Origin of the sequence: Pseudomonas granadensis (assembly GCF_900105485.1) — a bacterium.
GTDB lineage: Bacteria > Pseudomonadota > Gammaproteobacteria > Pseudomonadales > Pseudomonadaceae > Aquipseudomonas > Aquipseudomonas granadensis.
The window spans coordinates 5,198,475-5,219,847 of the sequence record NZ_LT629778.1 but is presented as its reverse complement, the minus strand read 5'-3'; the positions used below and the strand labels follow the sequence as shown (position 1 = coordinate 5,219,847).

The 21,373-nt window shown below is 61.4% G+C and carries 19 protein-coding genes; 5 read left to right on the top strand and 14 right to left on the bottom strand.

What is annotated here, in order from left to right:
* Positions 1 to 176: 176 nt before the first annotated feature.
* Both BLU52_RS23290 and BLU52_RS23285 read right to left on the bottom strand, forming a co-directional pair.
* On the bottom strand, positions 177 to 1,562 hold the full coding sequence (locus BLU52_RS23290) for a GTPase/DUF3482 domain-containing protein (protein WP_090287219.1): 1,386 nt from the start codon (positions 1,560 to 1,562) through the stop codon (positions 177 to 179).
* Positions 1,555 to 2,928 (bottom strand): DUF2868 domain-containing protein, encoded by a 1,374-nt coding sequence (locus BLU52_RS23285; RefSeq protein WP_090287217.1) that lies wholly within the window; start codon positions 2,926 to 2,928, stop codon positions 1,555 to 1,557. The genes BLU52_RS23290 and BLU52_RS23285 overlap by 8 nt, the downstream gene beginning before the upstream one ends.
* An 85-nt stretch (positions 2,929 to 3,013) precedes the next feature.
* Here BLU52_RS23285 and BLU52_RS23280 point away from each other — a divergent pair, with 85 nt between their 5' ends.
* Entirely contained in the window at positions 3,014 to 3,526 is a 513-nt protein-coding gene (locus BLU52_RS23280; RefSeq protein ID WP_090287215.1) for a dihydrofolate reductase, read from the top strand.
* A gap of 90 nt (positions 3,527 to 3,616) precedes the next feature.
* Here the strand turns inward: BLU52_RS23280 and BLU52_RS23275 are convergent, their stop codons facing one another.
* A complete protein-coding gene (locus BLU52_RS23275) occupies positions 3,617 to 5,008 on the bottom strand; it encodes an L-cystine transporter (protein WP_090287212.1) in 1,392 nt (463 codons plus the stop codon).
* 239 nt (positions 5,009 to 5,247) lie between these two features.
* Here BLU52_RS23275 and BLU52_RS23270 point away from each other — a divergent pair, with 239 nt between their 5' ends.
* Positions 5,248 to 6,303, top strand: coding sequence for a phosphorylcholine phosphatase (locus tag BLU52_RS23270; protein ID WP_090287210.1), 1,056 nt, complete (start codon positions 5,248 to 5,250; stop codon positions 6,301 to 6,303).
* A gap of 166 nt (positions 6,304 to 6,469) precedes the next feature.
* On the opposite strand, the gene ilvD is transcribed toward BLU52_RS23270, so the two are convergent.
* The 6 genes from ilvD to BLU52_RS23240 all read right to left on the bottom strand — a co-directional run bounded on the left by ilvD (position 6,470) and on the right by BLU52_RS23240 (position 14,194).
* Positions 6,470 to 8,311, bottom strand: a complete 1,842-nt coding sequence (gene ilvD, locus BLU52_RS23265; protein ID WP_090287208.1) for a dihydroxy-acid dehydratase — start codon at positions 8,309 to 8,311, stop codon at positions 6,470 to 6,472.
* Between the two features lie 266 nt (positions 8,312 to 8,577).
* Complete coding sequence (locus BLU52_RS23260; protein WP_090287205.1) at positions 8,578 to 9,810, bottom strand: MFS transporter; 1,233 nt, start codon at positions 9,808 to 9,810, stop codon at positions 8,578 to 8,580.
* Entirely contained in the window at positions 9,803 to 10,780 is a 978-nt protein-coding gene (locus tag BLU52_RS23255; protein ID WP_090287202.1) for a diiron oxygenase, read from the bottom strand. Before BLU52_RS23255 ends, BLU52_RS23260 begins: the two co-directional genes overlap by 8 nt.
* Positions 10,777 to 11,850 carry a SagB family peptide dehydrogenase gene (locus BLU52_RS23250; RefSeq protein ID WP_090287200.1) on the bottom strand — a complete coding sequence of 358 codons (1,074 nt, stop codon included), beginning with the start codon at positions 11,848 to 11,850 and terminating at the stop codon, positions 10,777 to 10,779. Before BLU52_RS23250 ends, BLU52_RS23255 begins: the two co-directional genes overlap by 4 nt.
* 443 nt (positions 11,851 to 12,293) lie before the next feature.
* Positions 12,294 to 13,490 (bottom strand): class I SAM-dependent rRNA methyltransferase, encoded by a 1,197-nt coding sequence (locus BLU52_RS23245; RefSeq protein ID WP_090287198.1) that lies wholly within the window; start codon positions 13,488 to 13,490, stop codon positions 12,294 to 12,296.
* Between the two features lie 164 nt (positions 13,491 to 13,654).
* The gene (locus BLU52_RS23240; RefSeq protein WP_090287196.1) at positions 13,655 to 14,194 is read right to left on the bottom strand and encodes a type 1 glutamine amidotransferase domain-containing protein; all 540 of its coding nucleotides are present in this window, start codon (positions 14,192 to 14,194) and stop codon (positions 13,655 to 13,657) included.
* Between the two features lie 228 nt (positions 14,195 to 14,422).
* Between BLU52_RS23240 and BLU52_RS23235 the strand changes: the two genes are divergently transcribed.
* Genes BLU52_RS23235 through BLU52_RS23225 form a run of 3 tightly spaced genes read left to right on the top strand, consistent with a single transcriptional unit; the run spans position 14,423 to position 16,440 of the window.
* A complete protein-coding gene (locus tag BLU52_RS23235; RefSeq protein WP_167359941.1) occupies positions 14,423 to 15,235 on the top strand; it encodes an HDOD domain-containing protein in 813 nt (270 codons plus the stop codon).
* Between the two features lie 12 nt (positions 15,236 to 15,247).
* Positions 15,248 to 16,060, top strand: coding sequence for a bifunctional DNA-formamidopyrimidine glycosylase/DNA-(apurinic or apyrimidinic site) lyase (mutM, locus tag BLU52_RS23230; RefSeq protein WP_090287192.1), 813 nt, complete (start codon positions 15,248 to 15,250; stop codon positions 16,058 to 16,060).
* Positions 16,061 to 16,116: 56 nt separating this feature from the next.
* Complete coding sequence (locus BLU52_RS23225) at positions 16,117 to 16,440, top strand: multidrug transporter (protein ID WP_090287190.1); 324 nt, start codon at positions 16,117 to 16,119, stop codon at positions 16,438 to 16,440.
* 119 nt (positions 16,441 to 16,559) lie between these two features.
* Here the strand turns inward: BLU52_RS23225 and BLU52_RS23220 are convergent, their stop codons facing one another.
* From BLU52_RS23220 to BLU52_RS23200, 5 genes are all read right to left on the bottom strand, one after another.
* Positions 16,560 to 16,811 carry a YfhL family 4Fe-4S dicluster ferredoxin gene (locus BLU52_RS23220; RefSeq protein ID WP_003195146.1) on the bottom strand — a complete coding sequence of 84 codons (252 nt, stop codon included), beginning with the start codon at positions 16,809 to 16,811 and terminating at the stop codon, positions 16,560 to 16,562.
* 102 nt (positions 16,812 to 16,913) lie between these two features.
* Positions 16,914 to 17,393 (bottom strand): pantetheine-phosphate adenylyltransferase, encoded by a 480-nt coding sequence (coaD, locus tag BLU52_RS23215; protein ID WP_042606545.1) that lies wholly within the window; start codon positions 17,391 to 17,393, stop codon positions 16,914 to 16,916.
* Positions 17,394 to 17,508: 115 nt separating this feature from the next.
* Positions 17,509 to 19,104, bottom strand: a complete 1,596-nt coding sequence (locus tag BLU52_RS23210) for a GMC family oxidoreductase (RefSeq protein WP_090287189.1) — start codon at positions 19,102 to 19,104, stop codon at positions 17,509 to 17,511.
* A 134-nt stretch (positions 19,105 to 19,238) separates the two neighbouring features.
* Positions 19,239 to 19,784, bottom strand: a complete 546-nt coding sequence (locus BLU52_RS23205) for a twin-arginine translocation pathway signal protein (protein WP_090287187.1) — start codon at positions 19,782 to 19,784, stop codon at positions 19,239 to 19,241.
* A 29-nt stretch (positions 19,785 to 19,813) separates the two neighbouring features.
* Positions 19,814 to 21,244, bottom strand: a complete 1,431-nt coding sequence (locus BLU52_RS23200) for a coniferyl aldehyde dehydrogenase (protein ID WP_090287186.1) — start codon at positions 21,242 to 21,244, stop codon at positions 19,814 to 19,816.
* Positions 21,245 to 21,373 lie beyond the last annotated feature (129 nt).

The window sequence follows — 21,373 nt, the reverse complement described above, 5'->3', positions numbered from 1 at the left end:
CGGAGAACTACGCGGTCGGCCCCCTCTCCCTCTGGGAGAGGGCTGGGGAGAGGGAGCCGCTTTATCTGCTTTTCAAAATCTGAGTTCGGCTGGATATCTCAGGTCGGTGTATGACCGGAGAACAACCCGGTCGGCCCCCTCTCCCTCTGGGAGAGGGCTGGGGTGAGGGCAACGGACTAAAGCTCAAGAACTTTCCCGACCAATGCCTCAACCTGCTCCTGCCTTTCCGCCTGATTCAGCTTCGGATGCGGATTGAGCGAGGACCACTGCGGATGCGCCCGGGCCTTGTTCAAGGCTTCCGGCAACTTGCCTTCGCGCCAGGTTTTATCCACAGGTGTTGCCACCTGAACCGCATCCATCGCCGCATGCCCACGCTGATCCAGCGCCAGCACCAACTGCCGCTGCCGCAACGCCAACAGCCGCAACACGCCGTCATCCACGGTCAATTCCCGCTGGCCTTTGATCTTGCCAAGCAAGCGGCTGCCATAACTGCGCGCAGTCTGCAGTGCGCCGCCGGCGATCGCCCCGGCCAGCGCTGCTGCGCCGAGGGTGATGCCGCCGACCAATAAGTCGACGCCAGCCCCGGCGGCTGCGCCTGCCGCGATCCCGCCGCCGACCCGTACGCCAAGCTGTTTCAGGGTTTCCGGGTTGAACAGGTCATCGCCCCAACGGCCGTCGAGCAACGGCAAATCACTGGCTGCCGCGTCCTGCGGACGGAATGCGTAGAGCTTGAGCAACGCCTCGACGCATTTCTGCTCACGCTGACGGACCGCCTTGCGCAATTCGCTGATCGCCTGCTGTTCCTGCTCGGCCTCGCTGACCACGCTGCGTCGGCAGGCGGCGCAGTCGATCAATAACTCGGCAATCAAGCGTGCCGCGCTCTGCTGGCGGGCGAGGCGCTGGGCCTGTTGATCGGCGATCAATCGTTCGAGTTGCGGGCGGGCGGTTTCCAGCAGCAGCGCCAGGCTTTCATACAAGCGCCGCTCGCCATCTTCCGGCGGCGCCACGCTGTCGAAACGCACCAGCGCATGCAGACCCAAGCGTGCCAGCGCTTCGCGCCAATCGGGTTCGCGATGGTTGGCGCTGCTGACGAAATTCAACACCGGTAGCAGCGGTTTGCCGCAACTGGCGAGCACTTCCAGTTCGTCGCGGTACTTGGCCAATACCGGTTCGCGGGCGTCGATCACGTATAGACCGGCGTCGGAGGCGAGCAGTTGCCGCAGCACTTTCGCTTCCTGCTCGAAACGCTGGCGCGCCTCGCTGCCATCGAGAAACCGCGCCAGCCGCGCCGGGCCGTCGAGGCGTTCGCCTGGGCGCTCCAGCCGCTCGAGAAAATCCAGCAGGGCGATCGCATCTTCCAGCCCCGGCGTGTCGTAGAGATCGAGCAGCGGTTCGCCGTCCACCGACAACCGTGCGCCTTCGACATGTCGTGTGGTGCTCGGGCGATGGGAGACTTCGCCGAAGCCGACATCGCGGGTCAGCGTGCGCAGCAGTGAGGTCTTGCCGACGTTGGTGTGGCCGACCACCGCGAGTTTCAGCGGCGCTTTGCGCAGATCAATCATGGCCCGTCTCCAGCCAGTTCAGTGGTGCGCAATCGGCGAAAGGCAGCTCCAGCTGTTGCAGGGCGACATGCCAGTCACCCAAGCGATCGGCATCCAGTGCTTCGCCGGGCGGCGCTTGCAGCAGCCAGACGCGGGTGGCGCCGGCATTGCGCGCCAGTTCGGCGATCAGCGCGAGGCTGCCGCGATCCGGCGAGCGCCGTGGATCACAGGCAATCGCCAGGCGTGCCGGGGGAAAACGGCTGAGTTGTTCGAGCAGTTTGTGCCGCGATTCGCGGCTGTCGAGGATGCCGGCGTTGCTGACGCTTTTCGGTAACGCGGGCGGCCATGGGCGTTGTTCGTCAAGTTCGATGGCGACCAGCAGCGCGCCTTCGCTGGCGAGTTCGCCGACGCTGCTGTCGACGCGGTGCAGTTGCGCAGGCTCAGGGTCGTTGACGCCGAGGCGTTCGCTGGTCGGCATCAACCGCTCGCGCAATTGCGCGTAGCCGGGCAGATTGAGGTCCAGACGCAGCGCGGCTTTGCCGCTGTTCCAACGCCACCAGCAAAGCAGCGCGAGCAGCAAGCGCGGCAGCACGCCGTAAACCACCAGCACCCCGACCAGCCAGGTCGCCCAGGCCTGCCGGGCGCTTTCGATATCCAGCGCCGCGTCGCCGCTGGCGCGAATCATCTCGACTGTCGGCACATTGAAGCCGAGCAGCGCCGGCAGGCTGCCCAACGTCCGGGTCAGGTGGATAAACGTTTCGGCGCTGAGAATCGTGGTTTCCCAGACGAAGCCGTAGCGTCGGGTGGCCATCAGCATCACCAGGACGACCAAGGCACTGAGCATGGCCAGCAACCACAAACCATTGACCAGCGTGCCGAGTGCCCAGCGATTGAGTTTGCGGCGTTGCAGCAGCAACAGCAGTGCCGGCGCCAGTTGCGCAGCTTTGGCGTCGCGGGCGAGTTTTTCGCTGAGCCAGAGCCACACGCGGCCCAGCGTCGCGCCGTGTTCGCCGGCAAACACCAGGCCCAGCGCCCAGCTCAGCAGCAGAATCAGGTTCAGACCGAGCAGGCTGCCCAAGGCCCAGAATACGTTGACCGGGGTTTGCCCCAGCGCGGCGAAGGCCAGCCCGGCACCGCTCAATACGGCGAAAATGCTCAGCAGCACCCACGCCAGGCGAGCGCCTTGCAGCCAGTGCTTGAGTGCCGGCGTCAGCCCGTCGCGGTCGGCCAGCCAGCGCGCCCGGCGCTGAATGCGGCTCGGCAGATCGCCGCCACCGGTGCGCGCCAGACGATTGGCTTCCAGGTCATCCAGAGGGCCTGCGTGTTCTTCGCGCAGGCGGATGGTTTCGGTGAGCCAGAGGTTTTGCAGTGGAGTCAGTTCAGTCACGCGGCGTCCCGTCGCTTAAATGAGCGTTGAGCATAACCGCTGTGGCGCTTATCGGGGTAAGCGCGGCTCTGGTATCCTCGCCGGCATGACTAAATTACTGCCCCTCAGCCTGATCGCAGCCCTCGGTGAAAACCGCGTGATCGGCGTCGACAACAGCATGCCCTGGCACCTGCCGGGGGATTTCAAATACTTCAAGGCCATGACCCTCGGCAAGCCGATCATCATGGGCCGCAAGACCTGGGATTCGCTCGGCCGACCGCTGCCGGGGCGCTTGAACATCGTCGTCAGTCGCCAGACCGATTTGTCGCTCGAAGGCGCCGAAGTGTATCCATCGCTGGACGCCGCCGTCGCTCGCGCCGAAGAATGGGCGAAAGAGCAAGGCGTCGATGAGTTGATGCTGATTGGCGGCGCGCAGTTGTATGCGCAAGGGCTGGCCCAAGCGGATCGTCTGTACCTGACCCGCGTCGCGCTGAGCCCGGAAGGGGATGCGTGGTTTCCGGAGTTTGATTTGAGCCAGTGGACACTGGTGTCGAACGTTCCGAACGCGGCTGAGGGCGACAAACCCGCGTACAACTTCGAAATTTGGGAGAAGGCTTAAGAGCATCGCGAGCAGGCTCACTCCTACAGGGAGAATGCATTCCAAATGTAGGAGTGAGCCTGCTCGCGATAGCGGTCTGTCAGGCGCTAATCAAGCCTGAGCGAGTTCCGCATGCTCATCGGCATCCAGCAGCTCTTTATCGGTCTGCTGCATCACTTGGCTGGTAATCGCACCCGCGGTGATCGAACCACTGACATTCAACGCCGTACGGCCCATGTCGATCAACGGCTCAACCGAAATCAGCAGCGCCACCAGCGACACCGGCAAACCCATCGCCGGCAGCACGATCAGTGCGGCGAAAGTCGCGCCGCCGCCGACACCGGCCACGCCCGCCGAACTCAAGGTCACAATCGCCACCAGCGTCGCGATCCACAGCGGGTCGAGCGGGTTGATGCCCACGGTCGGTGCAACCATGACTGCCAACATGGCTGGGTAGAGGCCGGCGCAACCGTTCTGGCCGATGGTCGCGCCGAAAGATGCGGCAAAACTCGCCACTGACGATGGAATGCCCAGGCGCCGGGTCTGCGCTTCGATGCTCAGCGGAATGGTCGCTGCGCTCGAACGGCTGGTGAACGCGAAGGTCAGCACCGGCCAGATCTTGCGGAAGAAACGCAGCGGGTTGATCCCGGCCGCCGACACCAGCACGCCGTGGACCACGAACATCAGGCCCAGACCCAGATACGACACCACGACAAAACTGCCGAGCTTGATGATGTCCTGCAGGTTGGAGCCAGCGACCACTTTGGTCATCAGCGCCAGCACGCCGTACGGGGTCAGTTTCATCACCAGCCGCACCAGACGCATCACCCAGGCTTGCAGGGTGTCGATGGCGTTGATCACTTTCTGACCTTTCTCGACGTCATCCTTGAGCAGTTGCAGGGCAGCCACGCCGAGGAACGCGGCGAAAATCACCACGCTGATGATCGAGGTCGGCTTGGCCCGCGCCAGGTCGGCGAACGGGTTCTGCGGAATGAACGACAGCAGCAGTTGCGGCACATTCAGGTCGGCGACCTTGCCGGCGTAGTCGTTCTGAATGGTTTGCAGACGGGCCATTTCCTGAGTGCCGGCGACCAGTCCCTCGGCGGTGAGGCCGAACAGATTGGTCAGGCCGATGCCGATCAGCGCGGCAATCGCCGTGGTGAACAGCAGCGTGCCGATGGTCAGGAAGCTGATCTTGCCCAGCGACGAAGCGTTGTGCAGACGCGCCACCGCGCTGAGGATCGAGGCGAACACCAGTGGGATGACGATCATCTGCAGCAACTGCACGTAGCCGTTGCCGACCAGATCGAACCAGCCGATCGAGGCTTTCAGTACCGGATTGCCGGCACCGTAAATCGTGTGCAGCGCCACGCCGAACGCCACGCCGAGCACCAGCGCCAGCAGGACTTTTTTCGCCAGGCTCCAGGTGGTGTGGCGGGTTTGCGCCAGACCGACGAGCAGGGCGAGGAACACCAGCAGGTTGAGAATCAACGGTAGATTCATGAGGACTCCAGAAAAGACTTTGCCAACAGCCATCCGGGGCTGCTGCGAACCGGCAAGCCTAACAGCTTGATTTGCAATGATTTAATACCGAAATGGCTGGGGGTCCGTCGTTTTTGGAATAAGCCCGTGTCGTTGTCGGCGATGTTTCTGGCGCGATACGGACGCGTGCGGTCGCAGACAGGCGGGGGTTGTCACACTTATTTGTTAGCGTCGAACTCTTTCGATCGGGGAGTAGCGCTATGAGAATTGCACGCACGTTGTGGGCGGTCGCACTGGCGGCGGGCCTGGCTGGTCAGGCCTTGGCCACGGACCTCAAGCACTGGCCGGCGGATCAGGCCAAGGCGCTGGAAGCGATGATCGCGGCCAATGCCAACAAGGGTAACTACGCGGTGTTCGACATGGACAACACCAGTTACCGCTACGACCTCGAAGAATCCTTGCTGCCGTTCATGGAAAACAAGGGCCTGATCACCCGCGGCAAACTTGACCCGTCGCTGAAACTGATGCCGTTCAAGGACACCGCCGAGCACAAGGAAAGCCTGTTCAGTTACTACTATCGCCTCTGTGAGGTCGACGACATGGTCTGCTACCCGTGGGTGGCGCAAGTGTTCTCCGGTTTCACTCTCAAGGAACTCAAGGGCTACGTCGATGAGCTGATGGCTTCGGGCAAACCGGTGCCGGCGACCTATTACGAAGGCGATGTGGTGAAGAAACTCGACGTCAACCCGCCGAAGATCTTCACCGGCCAGCAAGAGCTGTACAACAAGCTGATGGAAAACGGCATCGAGGTCTACGTGATGACCGCCGCCTCTGAAGAACTGGTGCGCATGGTCGCGGCGGATCCGAAGTACGGCTACAACGTAAAACCGCAGAACGTCATTGGCGTCAGCCTGCTGCTGAAGAACCGCGAGACGCAAGAACTGACTACTGCGCGCAAGCAGATCACTGCGGGCAAGTATGACGAGAAGGCCAACCTCGGCCTGGAGCTGACGCCGTACCTGTGGACCCCGGCAACGTGGATGGCCGGCAAGCACGCGGCGATCCTCACCTACATCGATGAATGGAAAAAACCGGTACTGGTCGGCGGCGACACCCCGACCAGCGACGGCTACATGCTGTTCCACGATGTCGACGTGGCCAAGGGCGGCATTCACTTGTGGATCAACCGCAAGGACAAGTACATGACGCAAATCAACGGCATGATGGCCAAGCACGCCGCGGCGCAGGCCAAGGAAGGGTTGCCGGTGACGGCGGACAAGAACTGGGTGATCGTCAAGCCTGAAGATATTCAGTAAGCCCGGGTTGCTCCCATCGCGAGCAGGCTCACTCCTACAATTGGAATGCGTTCACCTATAGGAGTGAGCCTGCTCGCGATGGGGCCCTCATGCTCACTGACTAAATCGGCCAGACAAAAAATGCCCCGCACGTTGGCGGGGCATTTTTTTGTCTGCGATTGGACGCTTACAAGCCGTCGAGCATCGCTTTGTTGCGCACCGCGCCCTTGTCGGCGCTGGTCGCCAGCAAGGCGTAGGCCTTGAGGGCGGTGGTCACTTTGCGTGGGCGCTGTTCGACCGGCTTCCAGCCTTTCTTGTCCTGCTCGGCGCGGCGTGCCGCCAGTTCTTCGTCGCTGACCAACAGGTTGATCGAGCGGTTCGGAATGTCGATCAGCACTTTATCGCCATCCTGCACCAGACCGATCGCACCACCAGCGGCTGCTTCTGGCGAAGCGTGACCGATGGACAGGCCCGACGTGCCGCCGGAAAAACGGCCATCGGTCAGCAAGGCACAGGCTTTGCCCAGTCCTTTGGACTTCAGGTACGAAGTCGGGTAGAGCATTTCCTGCATGCCCGGGCCGCCTTTCGGGCCTTCGTAGCGAATGATGACGATGTCGCCTTCTTTCACTTCGTCGGCGAGGATGCCACGCACGGCGCTGTCCTGGCTTTCGAAGATCTTGGCGTTTCCTTCGAAGACGTGGATCGACTCATCGACACCCGCGGTTTTCACCACGCAACCATCTTGCGCGATGTTGCCATACAGCACGGCCAGGCCACCTTCTTTCGAGTAGGCGTGCTCGAAGCTGCGGATGCAGCCGTTTTCACGGTCGTCGTCCAGGGTTTCCCAGCGAGTCGACTGACTGAACGCAGTCTGCGTCGGAATGCCAGCAGGGCCGGCCTTGAAGAAATGATGCACAGCCTCGTCGCTGGTCTGGGTGATGTCCCACTTGGCGATGGCTTCTTCCATGCTGCGGCTGTGCACGGTCGGCAGGTCGGTGTGCAGCAGGCCGCCACGGGCCAGCGAACCGAGGATGCTGAAAATGCCGCCGGCGCGGTGCACGTCTTCCATGTGGTACTTCTGAATGTTCGGTGCCACCTTGCACAGCTGCGGAACGCTGCGCGAGAGGCGATCGATGTCGCGCAGGTCGAAATCGATCTCGGCTTCCTGGGCGGCGGCGAGCAAGTGCAGGATAGTGTTGGTCGACCCGCCCATGGCGATGTCGAGCATCATCGCGTTCTCGAACGCCTTGAAGTTGGCGATGTTGCGCGGCAACACCGACTCGTCGTTCTCGCCGTAGTAACGCTTGCACAGCTCGACGATGGTACGGCCAGCCTGCAGGAACAGTTGCTCGCGGTCGCTGTGGGTGGCGAGGGTCGAACCGTTGCCCGGCAAGGCCAGGCCCAGTGCTTCGGTCAGGCAGTTCATCGAGTTGGCGGTGAACATGCCCGAGCACGAACCGCACGTCGGGCAGGCGCTGCGCTCGTACTCGGCGACTTTCTCGTCAGAGGCGCTGGAGTCGGCGGCGATCACCATGGCGTCGACCAGATCGAGGCCGTGGGAAGCGAGTTTGGTCTTGCCGGCTTCCATCGGGCCGCCGGAAACGAAGATCACCGGAATGTTCAGGCGCAACGCTGCCATCAACATGCCCGGGGTGATCTTGTCGCAGTTGGAGATGCAGACGATGGCGTCGGCGCAGTGGGCGTTGACCATGTACTCGACGGAGTCAGCGATGATCTCGCGGCTCGGCAGCGAATAGAGCATGCCGTCGTGGCCCATGGCGATGCCGTCATCCACGGCAATGGTGTTGAATTCCTTTGCCACACCGCCGGCGCGTTCGATTTCGCGGGCGACCAGTTGGCCCAGATCCTTGAGGTGTACATGGCCCGGTACGAACTGGGTGAACGAGTTGGCAATGGCGATGATCGGCTTTTTGAAGTCGTCATCCTTCATCCCCGTGGCGCGCCACAGTGCGCGGGCGCCGGCCATGTTGCGGCCGTGGGTGGATGTTTTGGAACGATAATCTGGCATGGAACACTCCGGGCGGCTAATCAGGTGCTAATCAGGTGCTAAAGGGGAGTGAGCTTCTATGGACCTCTGGAACATGCGGAAATAGCCGTGTGTTTCGGAAGCTGCCGATGACGTTGCGGGATCGCCGCTGGTCTCAGCCTGAGCTCATAAACCCGCCGGGGATGAATGGCGATGAATGAAGCGATTCTACACCGCTGGCGTCTGGAGGGAATGGCGCAACGTGCTGCGCCGTGCAGACGGTCGGTGTGGAATGACGACTGGCAGCTTCAATCGCCGTCGGACTGCGCCGAGGCTCCGGCAGCAAGATTGCTCGCACGCCGGCTGAGCCGGTGGTTAAGCAGCAGCGCTGTTGCGCTCAACAGCACGAAGCAGTAGCCCAGCGTCGCTTGCAGATTGCTCGGGTTGAGGCTGATCAGTGCGCTGATCAGACCGCCACAAATGAAGATGATCGTGCTGCCCGCCGAAGCCGAGGTACCGGCGTTTTCAGGAAACAGGCTCATGGCCCGCGATGTCGCGGCGGGGCGGGCGATGGTGGTGCCGGCGGTGCAGATCAGCATCGGAATCAGCACCGTGACCGGGGCCAGCGCATGCTCGGCGGCCAGATACAGCATTGCCAGCCCCGCCAGCAATATCAGGCCGAGCCCGGTGACTATCTGCTGCTCCGGGGTGATGCGCCGGTTCAGCACGGCGGCAAGAATGCCGCCGACGACATAGGCGGCACCGTACACCAGCAGGATCAAGGAGAAGTCATAGGGCGCGAGCTGCAATTGATCCATGAAGATCAACGGCGATATCACAATGAAGGAAAAATGGCAGGCGAAGGCAAACGCCGAAATCAGCCAGTAACCGACAAATTCAAAGTCGCCCAATACGCGGCGATAGGAGCGGATGAAGCCGACCCGCGCACAGCTGTCGGCCGGCCGGCTGTTTTGCAAAAACACCCAGGCCTTGACCAGCACCACGGCGGACAGCGCCGTGAACACCCAGAAACTGCCGCGCCAGCCGAGCGTGGCCTGCAGAAAGGTACCTGCCAGCGGCGACACCGAGATGAAAATCCCCGTAGCCGTGACCATCAGGATGCGCAGCCGGTCGCGCTCAGCCCCTTCGAACAGATCCTGCACCAACGCCTGGGACAGCACGAAGCATCCGCAACCCACTGCTTGCATGACCCGGAATATCAGGAACAGCGTGTAATCGCTGGTCATGACGCAACCGACTGCGCCGAGCATCGACACGCTCATGCCCGCCAGCAGCAATCCCTTGCGGCCTATAACGTCTGATAGCGGACCGATCAATAACTGGGCAAACGCGATGCCCACTGCAAACAGACTGATCGACAGCGCGATGTCTGCCGGTGAACGGGCAAAGTGCGCCGCCAATGCCGGAAATGAGGGCAGCAGTACATCCAGCGGGAACACGCCAAGCAGCACCATCGCCAGTAACAGGCTCACCGCTGCGCGGCGCTGTGTGGCGGTTACCACGGCTGTTGCGTTATCCATCGATCAGTCCTGCCCTGGCGAAAAGTGTCCGGTTGTGGGCCAGTGCAAAAAAACCGGCCTTGTCCAGTGCATCCAGTGTGGCGACGGCACCTGATCGCGCTCGAGTACGATTGGCTTGCACCGTGGCCATGCCGCTGACGATTTCCATCACGTCCGCCTCGGCAATGCCGGCGCCACGCAGGCTCTGCTGCAGCCAGCGTTCGTCGGCCTCGAAAAAAATCCCGATGATTTCCAGCAGGGTTCTGCTCACGAACGTGCGCTGACGGCTGAGCATCGACAGCCACAGGTAATGGAACACTTCGGCGAAATAACGACTGTGGCGGGCCTCATCGGTCAGATGGTCGCGCAGCATGTCGCTTACGCAGGACACCAGGCTGTCGCGACAAACGTCCAGCAGCTCGCGGGCGATGATGGTTTCCGAGACGAAACCGAGCAGAAACCATGCCAGTGGTCGGTGCTTTTCCGGGGTGCGGGCGATCAAGGCGTTGAGGCGTGCAATACGCTTCGGCAGTGCCGGACGTCCGCTGATGTCATAGAGGCCGGCGATCTGCTCAGCCAGCCGATTGGAGAACAACGCGTGGTAGCCCTCGTCGGTGTAGAGCTGCAACGCCGCGTGCTTCATCGCCAGCGGCACGAAAACCGGCAGCTCACGGTGCACGATCACTTCTACGGCGCGATTGACGATGCGGTGTTCGAGCAGGGTGGTGTAATCGAGAAAGTGCACCAGGTGGTTGGCGGACAATCGCTGCTGCACTTCGCGCCCCGCCGCCTGGATCGCGGGGTGCGCCAGATAGGGAATGAAGGCCGGAGGAAACCAGTGACGGGTTTGCAGTTGCAGGGCCACGTCGTCCGGTAACAGGTAGTCATGGGTGCTGCTGCGCACCGAGGCGCGGCTTTCCCAATCCTTGAGGGTGAACTTCAGTGCCCATGACACAGGCGCTTCATCCGGCTCGGCAGTCGTCAGGCTCATGCGCAGCCCTCGCTCAACAGTTCGTGCATCTCGTCGCACATCGCCTGGCCGTCGCTTTGCCCACACCCGACGAAGAAAAGCGGTTGTTCGGCGCTGCCCTCAAGTGACAGCAGGGCTTCGACCTGCCGATCGGCAAACGCACCGGTCAGCCAGGTATTGAGGCCGAGCGCCGTGGCGACCAACTGGAAAGTTTGCGACAGGTGGCCGGCTTCGACGAAGGCCATGCGGTAGGCCCGTGAATGCTCATATTTCCACCAGAGCCGGTCGAAACGAGCAGTGATGAACACGCCAAGCGGCAGGTTGTTGATGAAATGCTGGCCAGCGAGCAACTGGCCCAGCACGGATTCTGGCAAGGGATTGACCGGGCTCAGTGAGTGTTCGGCTGGATGGTAGCTGTAGACGCCTGGCTCCAGGCCATCGACGTACCGCACCAGCAGAAAGGCTTCGCAGGCATTCAGCCCGCCAGCGGAAGGGCTGCTTCGACGGGCGCCGAGTCCGTGGGCGATGCTGTCGTCGCGGTCATGCTCGCGTTCTTCGAGATAACCGAAAGATAGATAAAGCAGCGTACCGAGATCATCCAGCGTGACCGCTGCGCCTGTGTAGGTCCGACAGGTTTTGCGCTGCAGCAGGGCGTGCGTCAGGCTCTCGTCTTTCAAGGCGCGAGGCCGGGGCAAGGCAATGCGTCGCTCTGCCTCGCATCCCGGACGATCAGTCGCCGGTGGCGGTGCGGCGAGCACTTCATTGCAATGCGCCAGATAGTGACTGGCCCACTCCTGGATATTCTGAGGCGTATGTTCACACGGAATATTTTGTGTGCCGATATGATAAATCTTCGACAATTCGTCCCAGCCCCAGGATAAGTTGTCGAGTTTTGAAACAGTTAGTATGCCTGCGTTTAATAGTTCTCTGTCTATGATGTTTTGCGGGTCGAAGAGTTCAGGGTTGTCGATCAAGTGCGCCAGACGAATTGTATGGTCGAGGTCAAGTTCATGTTGGGTATGGTCTTTATAGTTCCATATGACTTGTCCGCATGGGCGCGGCAATATGAAAAGATAGGGATTGATATGCATGGGGCGATTCACTCTGGCTAAAGTCGAAAGGACGCCGGGTTGCCGGCACTCCCCGGCGTCCTGCCTTACTTAACGGGCTTTAGCGGCAACCAGAAAAGCCAGGTTTGCGAGTTTTTTACTTTCCAGAGAAATGCTTTTCATAATGTGAACTCCATGTTCATTGATAGTTGAAGTCACCTCGTGGTGACAACTTCATAATAGTTTGTAATGGATTATTGGCAAGCGGATATTGGGTAGGAAAATTCCAGTAATTTTGTCGGAGCTGTCGTTGCGCTTAATTAAACTTGTAGGCAATGTTTCATTAGTTAGCGGGTGCAGAGAAACGTCCTGCATCACTGGAGGAAAGTAATTGTAGGAAGTTTGCAGAACAGGTCAAAAAACACACCAGGGCGGCGTGCAAAGCAAACGGGGGAGCCTGCTGGCTCCCCCGTTATCAGCATGAATCAGCTATTGGGCAGCAAGCGGCAGGTAATGCTCTTGATGTAGCGAGTTTCGACGATGGCCGGGTGTACCGGGTGGTCCGGACCCTGACCGCCACGCTCCAGCAACTGAATGTTGCGATCCAGGTGACGGGCGCTGGTCAGCAGGATGTTCTGCAGGTCGTCCTCGGGCAGGTGCATCGAGCACGACGCGCTGACCAGGATGCCGTCCTTGTTGAGCAGGCGCATGGCTTGCTCGTTCAGGCGGCGGTAGGCGCCTTCGCCGTTTTTCATGTCTTTCTTGCGCTTGATGAAGGCGGGCGGGTCGGCCACGATCACGTCGAAACGCTCTTCGCTGGCTTTCAGCTCTTTCAGGGCTTCGAAAACATCGCCTTCGATGCAGGTCATCTTGTCGGCGAAACCGTTCAGCGCCGCGTTACGCTCAACGCCGTCCAGCGCGAATGCCGAAGCGTCGACGCAGAACACTTCACTGGCGCCGAAGGCTGCCGCTTGCACACCCCAGCCACCGATGTAGCTGTAGAGGTCGAGGACGCGTTTGCCTTTGGCGTAAGGGGCGAGGCGGGCGCGGTTCATGCGGTGGTCGTAGAACCAGCCGGTTTTCTGCCCCTGAATCACCGGCGCTTCGAATTTCACGCCGTTTTCTTCCAGTGCAACCCATTCCGGCACCAGACCGAACACGGTCTCGACGTAGCGGTTGAGGCCTTCGGCATCACGGGCGGCGGAGTCGTTCTTGAACAGAATGCCGCTTGGCTTGAGCACTTGGGTCAGAGCGGCGATCACGTCGTCCTTGTGCGCTTCCATGGTTGCCGAAGCGATCTGCACCACCAGAATGTCGCCGAAACGGTCGACTACCAGGCCCGGCAGCAGGTCGGAATCGCCGTAGACCAGGCGATAGAACGGCTTGTCGAACAGGCGCTCGCGCAGCGACAGCGCCACGTTCAAACGGTGCACCAGCAAGGATTTGTCCAGCGCAACTTTGATGTCGCGCGACAGCAGGCGGGCACAGATCAGGTTGTTCGGGCTCATCGCGACGATGCCCAGCGGCTTGCCACCCGCAGCTTCGAGGATGGCCTGATCGCCAGCATTGAATCCGTGCAGCGGGGTCGCGGCTACATCGATTTCGTTGCTGTAGACCCACAGGTGACCGGCGCGCAGGCGACGGTCGGCGTTGGCTTTGAGGCGCAGGCTAGGCAGGGACATGACGTCGCTCCGGAAAAAAGAGCGGGAGTATAGCGTGTTGAGGTTTGCGCAGGGCCGGGGATGCGATGAAACGCTGATTGGCGCCTTCGCGAGCAGGCTCGCTCCCACATTGGTATCGCGAATGCCTGCGGGAGCGAGCCTGCTCGCGAAAGCGATTTCAGCGCTTACGCCGCCAGTGCGTCAATCAGAGCCTGACTGAATGCCGGCACATCGTCTGGCTGGCGGCTGCTGATCAGGTTGCCGTCCTTGACCACTTCCTGATCGACCCAGTTGGCACCGGCGTTGATCAGATCGTCCTTGACGGTTTTATAGCTCGTCATGGTCTTGCCATTGACCAGTCCGGCGGAGATCAGCAGCCAGCTGCCATGGCAGATCACGGCAATCGGCTTGCCGGCCGAGGCGGCGGTCTTGACCAGATGCTGGGCATCCTGGTCGATACGGATGGTGTCGGAGTTCTGCACACCGCCCGGCAGCAGCACGGCATCGTATTGATCGATACCCACGGCCTGGAAGGTGTTGGTGACGGTAAAGTCGTCCGCCGGTTGGTCATGGTTCCAGCCTTTGACCGTTCCGGCCTCGGTGGAAAGGATATCGACCTGCACGCCAGCCTGCTCCAAAGCATCTTTGGGGCCGGTCATTTCAACCTGTTCGAAACCATCGGTGACCAAAATAGCGACGCGTTTGCCATTGAGGGAAGTTGCCATCGGTAAGCTCCTGAGTCTGTGGAGATTTTTCCTTCGCAATAGACCATTCAGATCCTGTGCGCCCTACAGAGTCCGAAGCCTGGGCTTGAATGAAAGTTCCGGCGATGTGCCCGTCGGTGTGTCGCCCTGCGGTTTCAGCGGTTAGAATCGCCGCCTGTCCCAGAGTGTGTACTTATGTCCCAAGAGCTGACCACCGAACAGATTCAACAATCGCTGCAAGGCATCAGTGTGCCGGCGCAACCGCAGATCATGGTGGATCTGCAAATGGAGCAGTACATGCCCGACCCGGATCTGGAGGTGATCGCCAAGCTCATCTCCCAGGACCCGGGCCTGTCCGGCGCGCTGCTGAAGATCGTCAACTCTCCTTATTACGGCCTGAGCAACAAGATCACTTCGATCCAGCGCGCGGTGAACCTGCTGGGCAGCCGTTCGATCATCAACCTGATCAACGCGCAGTCGATCAAGGGTGAAATGAACGACGACACCATCGTCACCCTCAACCGCTTCTGGGACACCGCCCAGGACGTGGCGATGACCTGCCTGACCCTGGCCAAGCGCATCGGCACCCAGGCCGGCGACGAAGCCTATGCTTTGGGGCTGTTCCACGATTGCGGCGTGCCATTGATGCTGCAGCGCTTCCCCGATTACATGACCGTACTGGAAGAGGCCTACGCCAGCGCCAGCCCGGAATGCCGGGTGGTCGACACGGAAAACCGCGTGTTCAACACCAACCATGCCGTGGTTGGTTACTACACCGCGAAATCCTGGCGGTTGCCGGAGCATGTCAGCGCGGCCATCGCCAATCACCACAACGCTTTGGCGATTTTCAGCGACGAGTCGTCGAAGAACAGTCAGCTGAAGAATCTCCTGGCGATTCTGAAAATGGCCGAAAACATCTGCGCGTCGTATCGGGTGCTGGGCAACCAGACCGAAGACTTCGAGTGGAACGCCGTCGGCCCGCTGGTGCTCGATTACGTAGGCCTGTCGGACTACGACTTCGAAACCCTCAAGCAAACGATCCGCGACCTCGGCGCGCATTGATTCGAGGACAGCATGCCTGAACTGCCGGAAGTCGAAACCACCCGCCGCGGCATTGCCCCGCATCTGGAAGGCCAGCGCGTCAGCCGGGTGATCGTGCGTGACCGGCGGTTGCGCTGGCCGATCCCCGAAGACCTCGATGTGCGCCTGTCGGGGCAGCGCATCGTGCTGGTCGAGCGCCGCGCCAAATACCTGCTGATCAATGCCGAGGTCGGCACGCTGATCAGCCATCTGGGCATGTCGGGCAATCTGCGCCTGGTCGAAGCCGGGTTGCCGGCGCTCAAGCACGAGCACGTCGACATCGAACTGGAGTCGGGACTGGCGCTGCGCTACACCGATCCACGGCGTTTCGGTGCGATGTTGTGGAGCAGCGATCCGCTCAATCATGAATTGCTGATTCGCCTGGGGCCGGAGCCGTTGACCGATCTGTTCGATGGCGAGCGGTTGTTTCAGCTGTCACGCGGGCGCGCGATGGCGGTCAAGCCGTTCATCATGGACAACGCGGTGGTGGTCGGGGTCGGCAACATCTATGCGACCGAAGCGCTGTTCGCCGCCGGCATCGACCCGCGCCGAGCGGCCGGGGGAATTTCCCGAGGGCGCTATCTGAAGCTGGCGATCGAGATCAAACGCATCCTCGCCGCAGCGATCGAGCGCGGCGGCACTACGTTGCGTGACTTCATCGGTGGCGACGGGCAGCCGGGGTATTTCCAGCAGGAGCTGTTTGTTTACGGGCGAGGCGGTGAACACTGCAAGGTCTGCGGCACTGGCCTGCGCGAGGTCAAGCTCGGGCAGCGCGCCAGCGTGTTCTGCCCGCGCTGCCAGACCTGAAAAAATCCTTGGGTCTATAGTGAGAAGTCTCACTGCTCAGCCCGAAGGATCGCGCCATGAAATGCCCGCAAGTCCTCTTCGTCACACTGCTGTTGTGTTCCAGTCTGGTCGCCCGGGCCTCGGAAAGCGGCAGCGGTGATCCGCGCTACACCATCCAGAACCCACCGGCCTACGCCATGCTCGGCGACCTGCTGATCGCCCGGCCGTTATTGGTCGTGGCGACGGTGATTGGTGCCGGCGCGTTTGTCGTGTCGTTGCCGTTCACCGCGCTGGGTGGCGGGGTCGGCGATGCGGGGCAGGCGCTGGTGGTGGACCCGGCGAAGGCGGCGTTTGTGCGCTGTCTGGGGTGTACGGGGGAGGGGTTTGAGCAGCGCGAGTGAGCTGATCAGATCAGATTTCAGCAGTGTGGCTGATGGCCCTATCGGCTCCCACATTGGAATGCATTTCAAATGTGGGAGCCAGCCTGCTGGCGATGAGGACCTGACAGGCGCTGAAGAACTCAGGCCTTGCCCGTGATCTTGCGGTACTTCTCCATCAACTGCTCTTCAGTCTCAGGATGCGCTTCGTCCAGCGGAATGCAATCCACCGGGCAGACCTGCTGACACTGCGGTTCGTCGTAGTGGCCGACGCACTGGGTGCACAGGTTGGGGTCGATCACGTAGATCTCTTCGCCCTGGGAAATGGCGGCGTTCGGGCACTCGGGTTCGCAGACGTCGCAGTTGATGCAATCGTCGGTGATGATCAGGGACATGCTAACTCCAGCCGGGGCGGCAGGCCCGGGCGCTATAAATCAATGCGCGCAATTGTGCCGCATTGGCGCCCGCAGTGCACGCGGGCGCCGTTTGAACGGTCGTTACTTTTTGAAGCGCAGGGTCAGCGCGTCGGCCACGGCCGGGTGGACGAACTTGCTGATATCGCCGCCCAGCGCGGCAATTTCGCGCACCAGCGTCGAGGAAATGAACGAATAACGTTCCGACGGCGTGAGAAACAGGCTCTCCACATCCGGCGCCAGCTGACGGTTCATGTTGGCCAGCTGAAATTCGTATTCGAAGTCCGACACCGCGCGCAAACCACGCAGGAACACATTGGCGTTCTGCTCTTTGGCGAAATGCGCCAGCAGCGTCGAAAAGCCGACCACTTCCACGTTCGGCAAGTGCCGGGTGACTTCGCGCGCCAGTTCCACGCGTTGTTCCAGCGGGAACAGCGGGTTCTTTTTCGGGCTGGCGGCGACGGCAATGATCACATGGTCGAACAGGCGCGAGGCGCGTTCGACCAGATCGCCATGGCCCTTGGTAATAGGGTCGAAGGTACCTGGGTACAACACTCGGTTCATCGCGTCGTCCTGGCGGGAGTCCGTTGGGGAGTCGGATGGTATCGCAGCCTAACCAGTCGGCCAAGTCGCGTGTTGGGTAAGAACGCACTATAGACGCCGGCAATCGTCGGTTTTTTCATGGGTTTCTCAGCCGATCGGCGAGGGACGTCGCCAGTTGCGCAGTCAGGCCATACACCGACAATTGCGGGTTGGCGCCAATGCTGGTGGGGAACAGCGAGCCGTCATGGATCGACAGGTTGGCCAATTGATGATGGCGCCCGAGGCTGTCGGTCACCGCGCTTTTGGCATCCTCACCCATGGCGCAGCCGCCCATCACATGGGCGCTGCCCAGGCGCGTGCGATACAGCTCAAGGCTCAGGCCGTCGATCAGGCTGCGCGCTTCGCCCAGGGTTTTCACGTAGCGGGCGTCGGCGTGCATCGGCATCACCGACTTCGCACCACCGGCGAACTGGATTTCAGCCATGACGTGAAAGGCCCGGCGCAAACCGTCCCAGGCGTAGGGCGAAACTTGATAGTCGAGCACCGGCGAACCGTCGCCGCGCAGCTCGACCGAGCCGCCAATGCTGTCCGGGTGAAAGCCGTCACGCAGCAAGGCGAGCATGGCGTGGGTGTGCGGCAGGTCGGCCATGTGCTGCGCATTTTCAGCACCGAAGCCGCCGAGCAACGTCGCCGCGAGCGCCGGGTGCAGTGGCGGCACTTCGAGTTTGAAGGCCATCGGTCCGGTGATGCCGTCCTTCCACTGGAAATGGTCGGAGTAGATCGACTGTGGCGCGCCGTAGAACGGGTTGATGACCTCATCGAAGCGCGCGGCGGACATGTTTACCGGGTGCAGGAACGTACGTTTGCCGAGATTTCCATGCGGATCCGGCGCGTCCGAACGCAGCAGCAGCGCCGGGCTGTTGATGCCGCCGCCGGCGAGCACGTAATGCCGCGCCTGGACGGTGATGCGTTTACCGGTCGGCTCGACGCAGCGCTCGTCCATGGCCACGCATTGCAAGCCGGTTACCTTGTCGCCGCTGATCAGCAGTTTCTCGGCGCGCGCCAGATACAGCAACTCGCCACCCTTTTCCAGCGTCGCTGGAATGGTCGTGACCAGCATCGATTGCTTGGCGTTGGCGGGGCAGCCCATGCCGCAATAGCCGAGATTCCAGCAGCCGCGCACGTTGCGCGGGATCACATGCCAGCTGTAGCCGAGCTGTTCGCAGCCTTTGCGGATCACGTCGTTATTGGCGTTCGGCGGCACTAACCATGGCGCAACACCGAGGCGTTGCTCCATTTTTTCGAACCACGGTGCCATTTCGGCCGGGCTGTGGCCTTTGACGTTGTGTTCCCTGGCCCAGTGTTCGAGGGTCGGATCGGGTGTGCGAAAGCTCGAAGTCCAGTTGATCAGCGTCGTGCCGCCGACCGCGCGGCCCTGCAGGATGGTGATCGCACCGTCCTTGCTCATGCGCCCGATGCCTTCCTGATAAAGGCTGCTGTAGGCCTGGGCCTCAAGCAGTTTGAAGTCGGAGCTGGTTTTCAGCGGGCCTTCTTCGATCAGCAGGACTTTGTAACCGGCCGCGCTGAGGATTTCCGCAGTGGTACCGCCGCCAGCGCCGCTGCCGATGATCGCTACGTCGGCTTCGAGGGTCAGGTCGTCGGTCAGTTGCGAACCGTTGTAGGTTTTCCAGCCGCGGGCGAGGCCTTCGCGGAAAGGATCGGGTACGGGCATCGGTCGGGCTCTCTTTTATTATTTTTGGATGCAAGGTGTGGCGACTGGCCCCTTCGCGAGCAGGCTCGCTCCCACATTTGAAGTGCATTCCTTATGTGGGAGCGAGCCTGCTGGCGAAGGGAGCGGCGCGATTCTCAAACCGTGGGCGGGCCGGGATATCCGCAGTGCCCCCAGGATTCCGGGCGCGTGTACCACGCCATCATCACCATCTGTTGCAGCGAGCTATGGCCCATGCGCAACAGGCTCAACGAGCTGTTTTCCCAGCGCTCGAGGAAATGCCGCATGGCCGCAGGTCTGGCGTTTTCCCAACTGCCCCAGATGCCGGTGAGCGGCCCGCGCGTGACGGCCATGCCCAGCACGTCGAACAGTTGTCGGGTGAGCTTGAGCATTTCCGGCGACACGTGATCGAGGCTGTAGTCCAGCGACTTGAGCGTGCCATCGACCGCAGTCGGCAGCTTCTCGGCCGCGACGGCGCCGTCGAGCATCACCGGAATCAGCGCGCGCAGAAACAGCAGATCGCCGTCGCGCAGAGAGACAAAACCGTTGGCCGCGATGCTCGACGAGCAGCCACTGAGGCTGGCGCCGAGACCGGCGGTGGCGAGGAACGCCGTGGCGCCGAGGCTGAATTTCAGCAGGCCACGGCGCGACAGCGCGGGTGTTTCAGTCAGGCTTGGGTGCATTGTTTTTATTACCCGGCGGTGACCAGCGTTTAGCGAATGAACAGTTTCTGAATCAGTTTCTGCACGGTTTTGCCGTAAGGCGGGTAGATCAGCCTGGCGGCGTTGAAACGCTGTTTGATCAGCACGCCTTTGGCTTTGCTGAACGTCAGGAAACCTTCGTGACCGTGGTAATGACCCATGCCGGACGCACCGATGCCGCCGAACGGCATGTCGTCCTGCGCGACATGCAGCAGCGTGTCGTTGAGGCACACGCCGCCGGAATGGGTTTCATGCAGCACGCGCTGCTGTTCGCGTTTGTCGTAGCCAAAGTAGTAAAGAGCCAGAGGACGTGGGCGCTGATTGATGTAAGCAAATGCCTGCTGCAAATCCCGATACGGCACGATTGGCAGCAGTGGGCCGAAGATTTCGTCCTGCATCACGGTCATGTCATCGCTGACATTCAGCAGCACGCTGTGCGGCATGCGTCGGCCCTGGCCCTGTTCGAACAGCGGAATCAGCAGCGCACCCTTGCTGGTCGCATCGCTGACGTAGCTGTTGAGACGCGCCAACTGACGGTCGTTGATGATCGCCGTGTAGTCCGGATTGTCGGCGAGCGTCGGGTAAAAACCTTGCACGGCCTGGCGGTAGGCTTCGACGAAAGCGCCGACGCGATCTTCCGGCACCAGCACGTAATCCGGGGCGACGCAGGTCTGCCCGGCGTTCAGGGTCTTGCCGAAGGCGATGCGCTCGGCGGCGTCCTTGAGCGGCACATCCTGCGAGACGATGGCCGGGGATTTGCCGCCCAGTTCGAGGGTCACCGGGGTGAGGTTTTCCGCCGCGGCGCGCATTACATGTTTGCCGATGCTGGTGGCGCCGGTGAACAGCAAGTGATCGAAGCGCAGGCGGGAAAACGCCACGCCGATATCGGCCTCGCCGAGCACCACGCAGACCAGGTCTTCGGGGAAAATTCGCGCCAGCAGTTCCTTGAGCAGCAGCCCGGTGGACGGGGTCGACTCGCTGAGTTTGAGCATCACCCGATTGCCCGCCGCCAGCGCGCCGACCAGCGGGCCGACGGCCAGATACAACGGGTAATTCCACGGCACGATCACGCCGACCACGCCCAGCGGCTGATAGACCACTTTTGCCGAAGCCGGCTGAAACGCCACGCCGACCTTGCGCCTCGAGGCTTTCATCCAGCCTTTGAGATGACGGCTGGCGTAATGAATGCCGTGCAGGCTCGGCATCAGTTCGGCGAGCAGGGTTTCATCGGCGCTGCGATGACTGAAATCCGCGCTGATGGCGGCGATCAAGGCCTGCCGTTCGCTGCTGAGCAGATCCGCCAGTGCCTTGAGCCATTGCTGGCGCTGCGCCGCAGGCGGCATCGGATTGGCGGCGCAGGCGGAACGTTGCGCCTCGAACAACCGATCCAGCTCGGCCAGCGCGGGCTGCAGCGTTTGCAGATAGGCAATATCGGCAGTCATGGTCTGCTCCGGATTTTATTGTAGTGACGAGCTTTTTAGAGTCTATGCTCTAGAAAGTCAAATGACTTCCATGCACCGCAGTGTTTTATCCATTTCCGGTTAGGTCGTAAGATGCCTCCACACGCACTC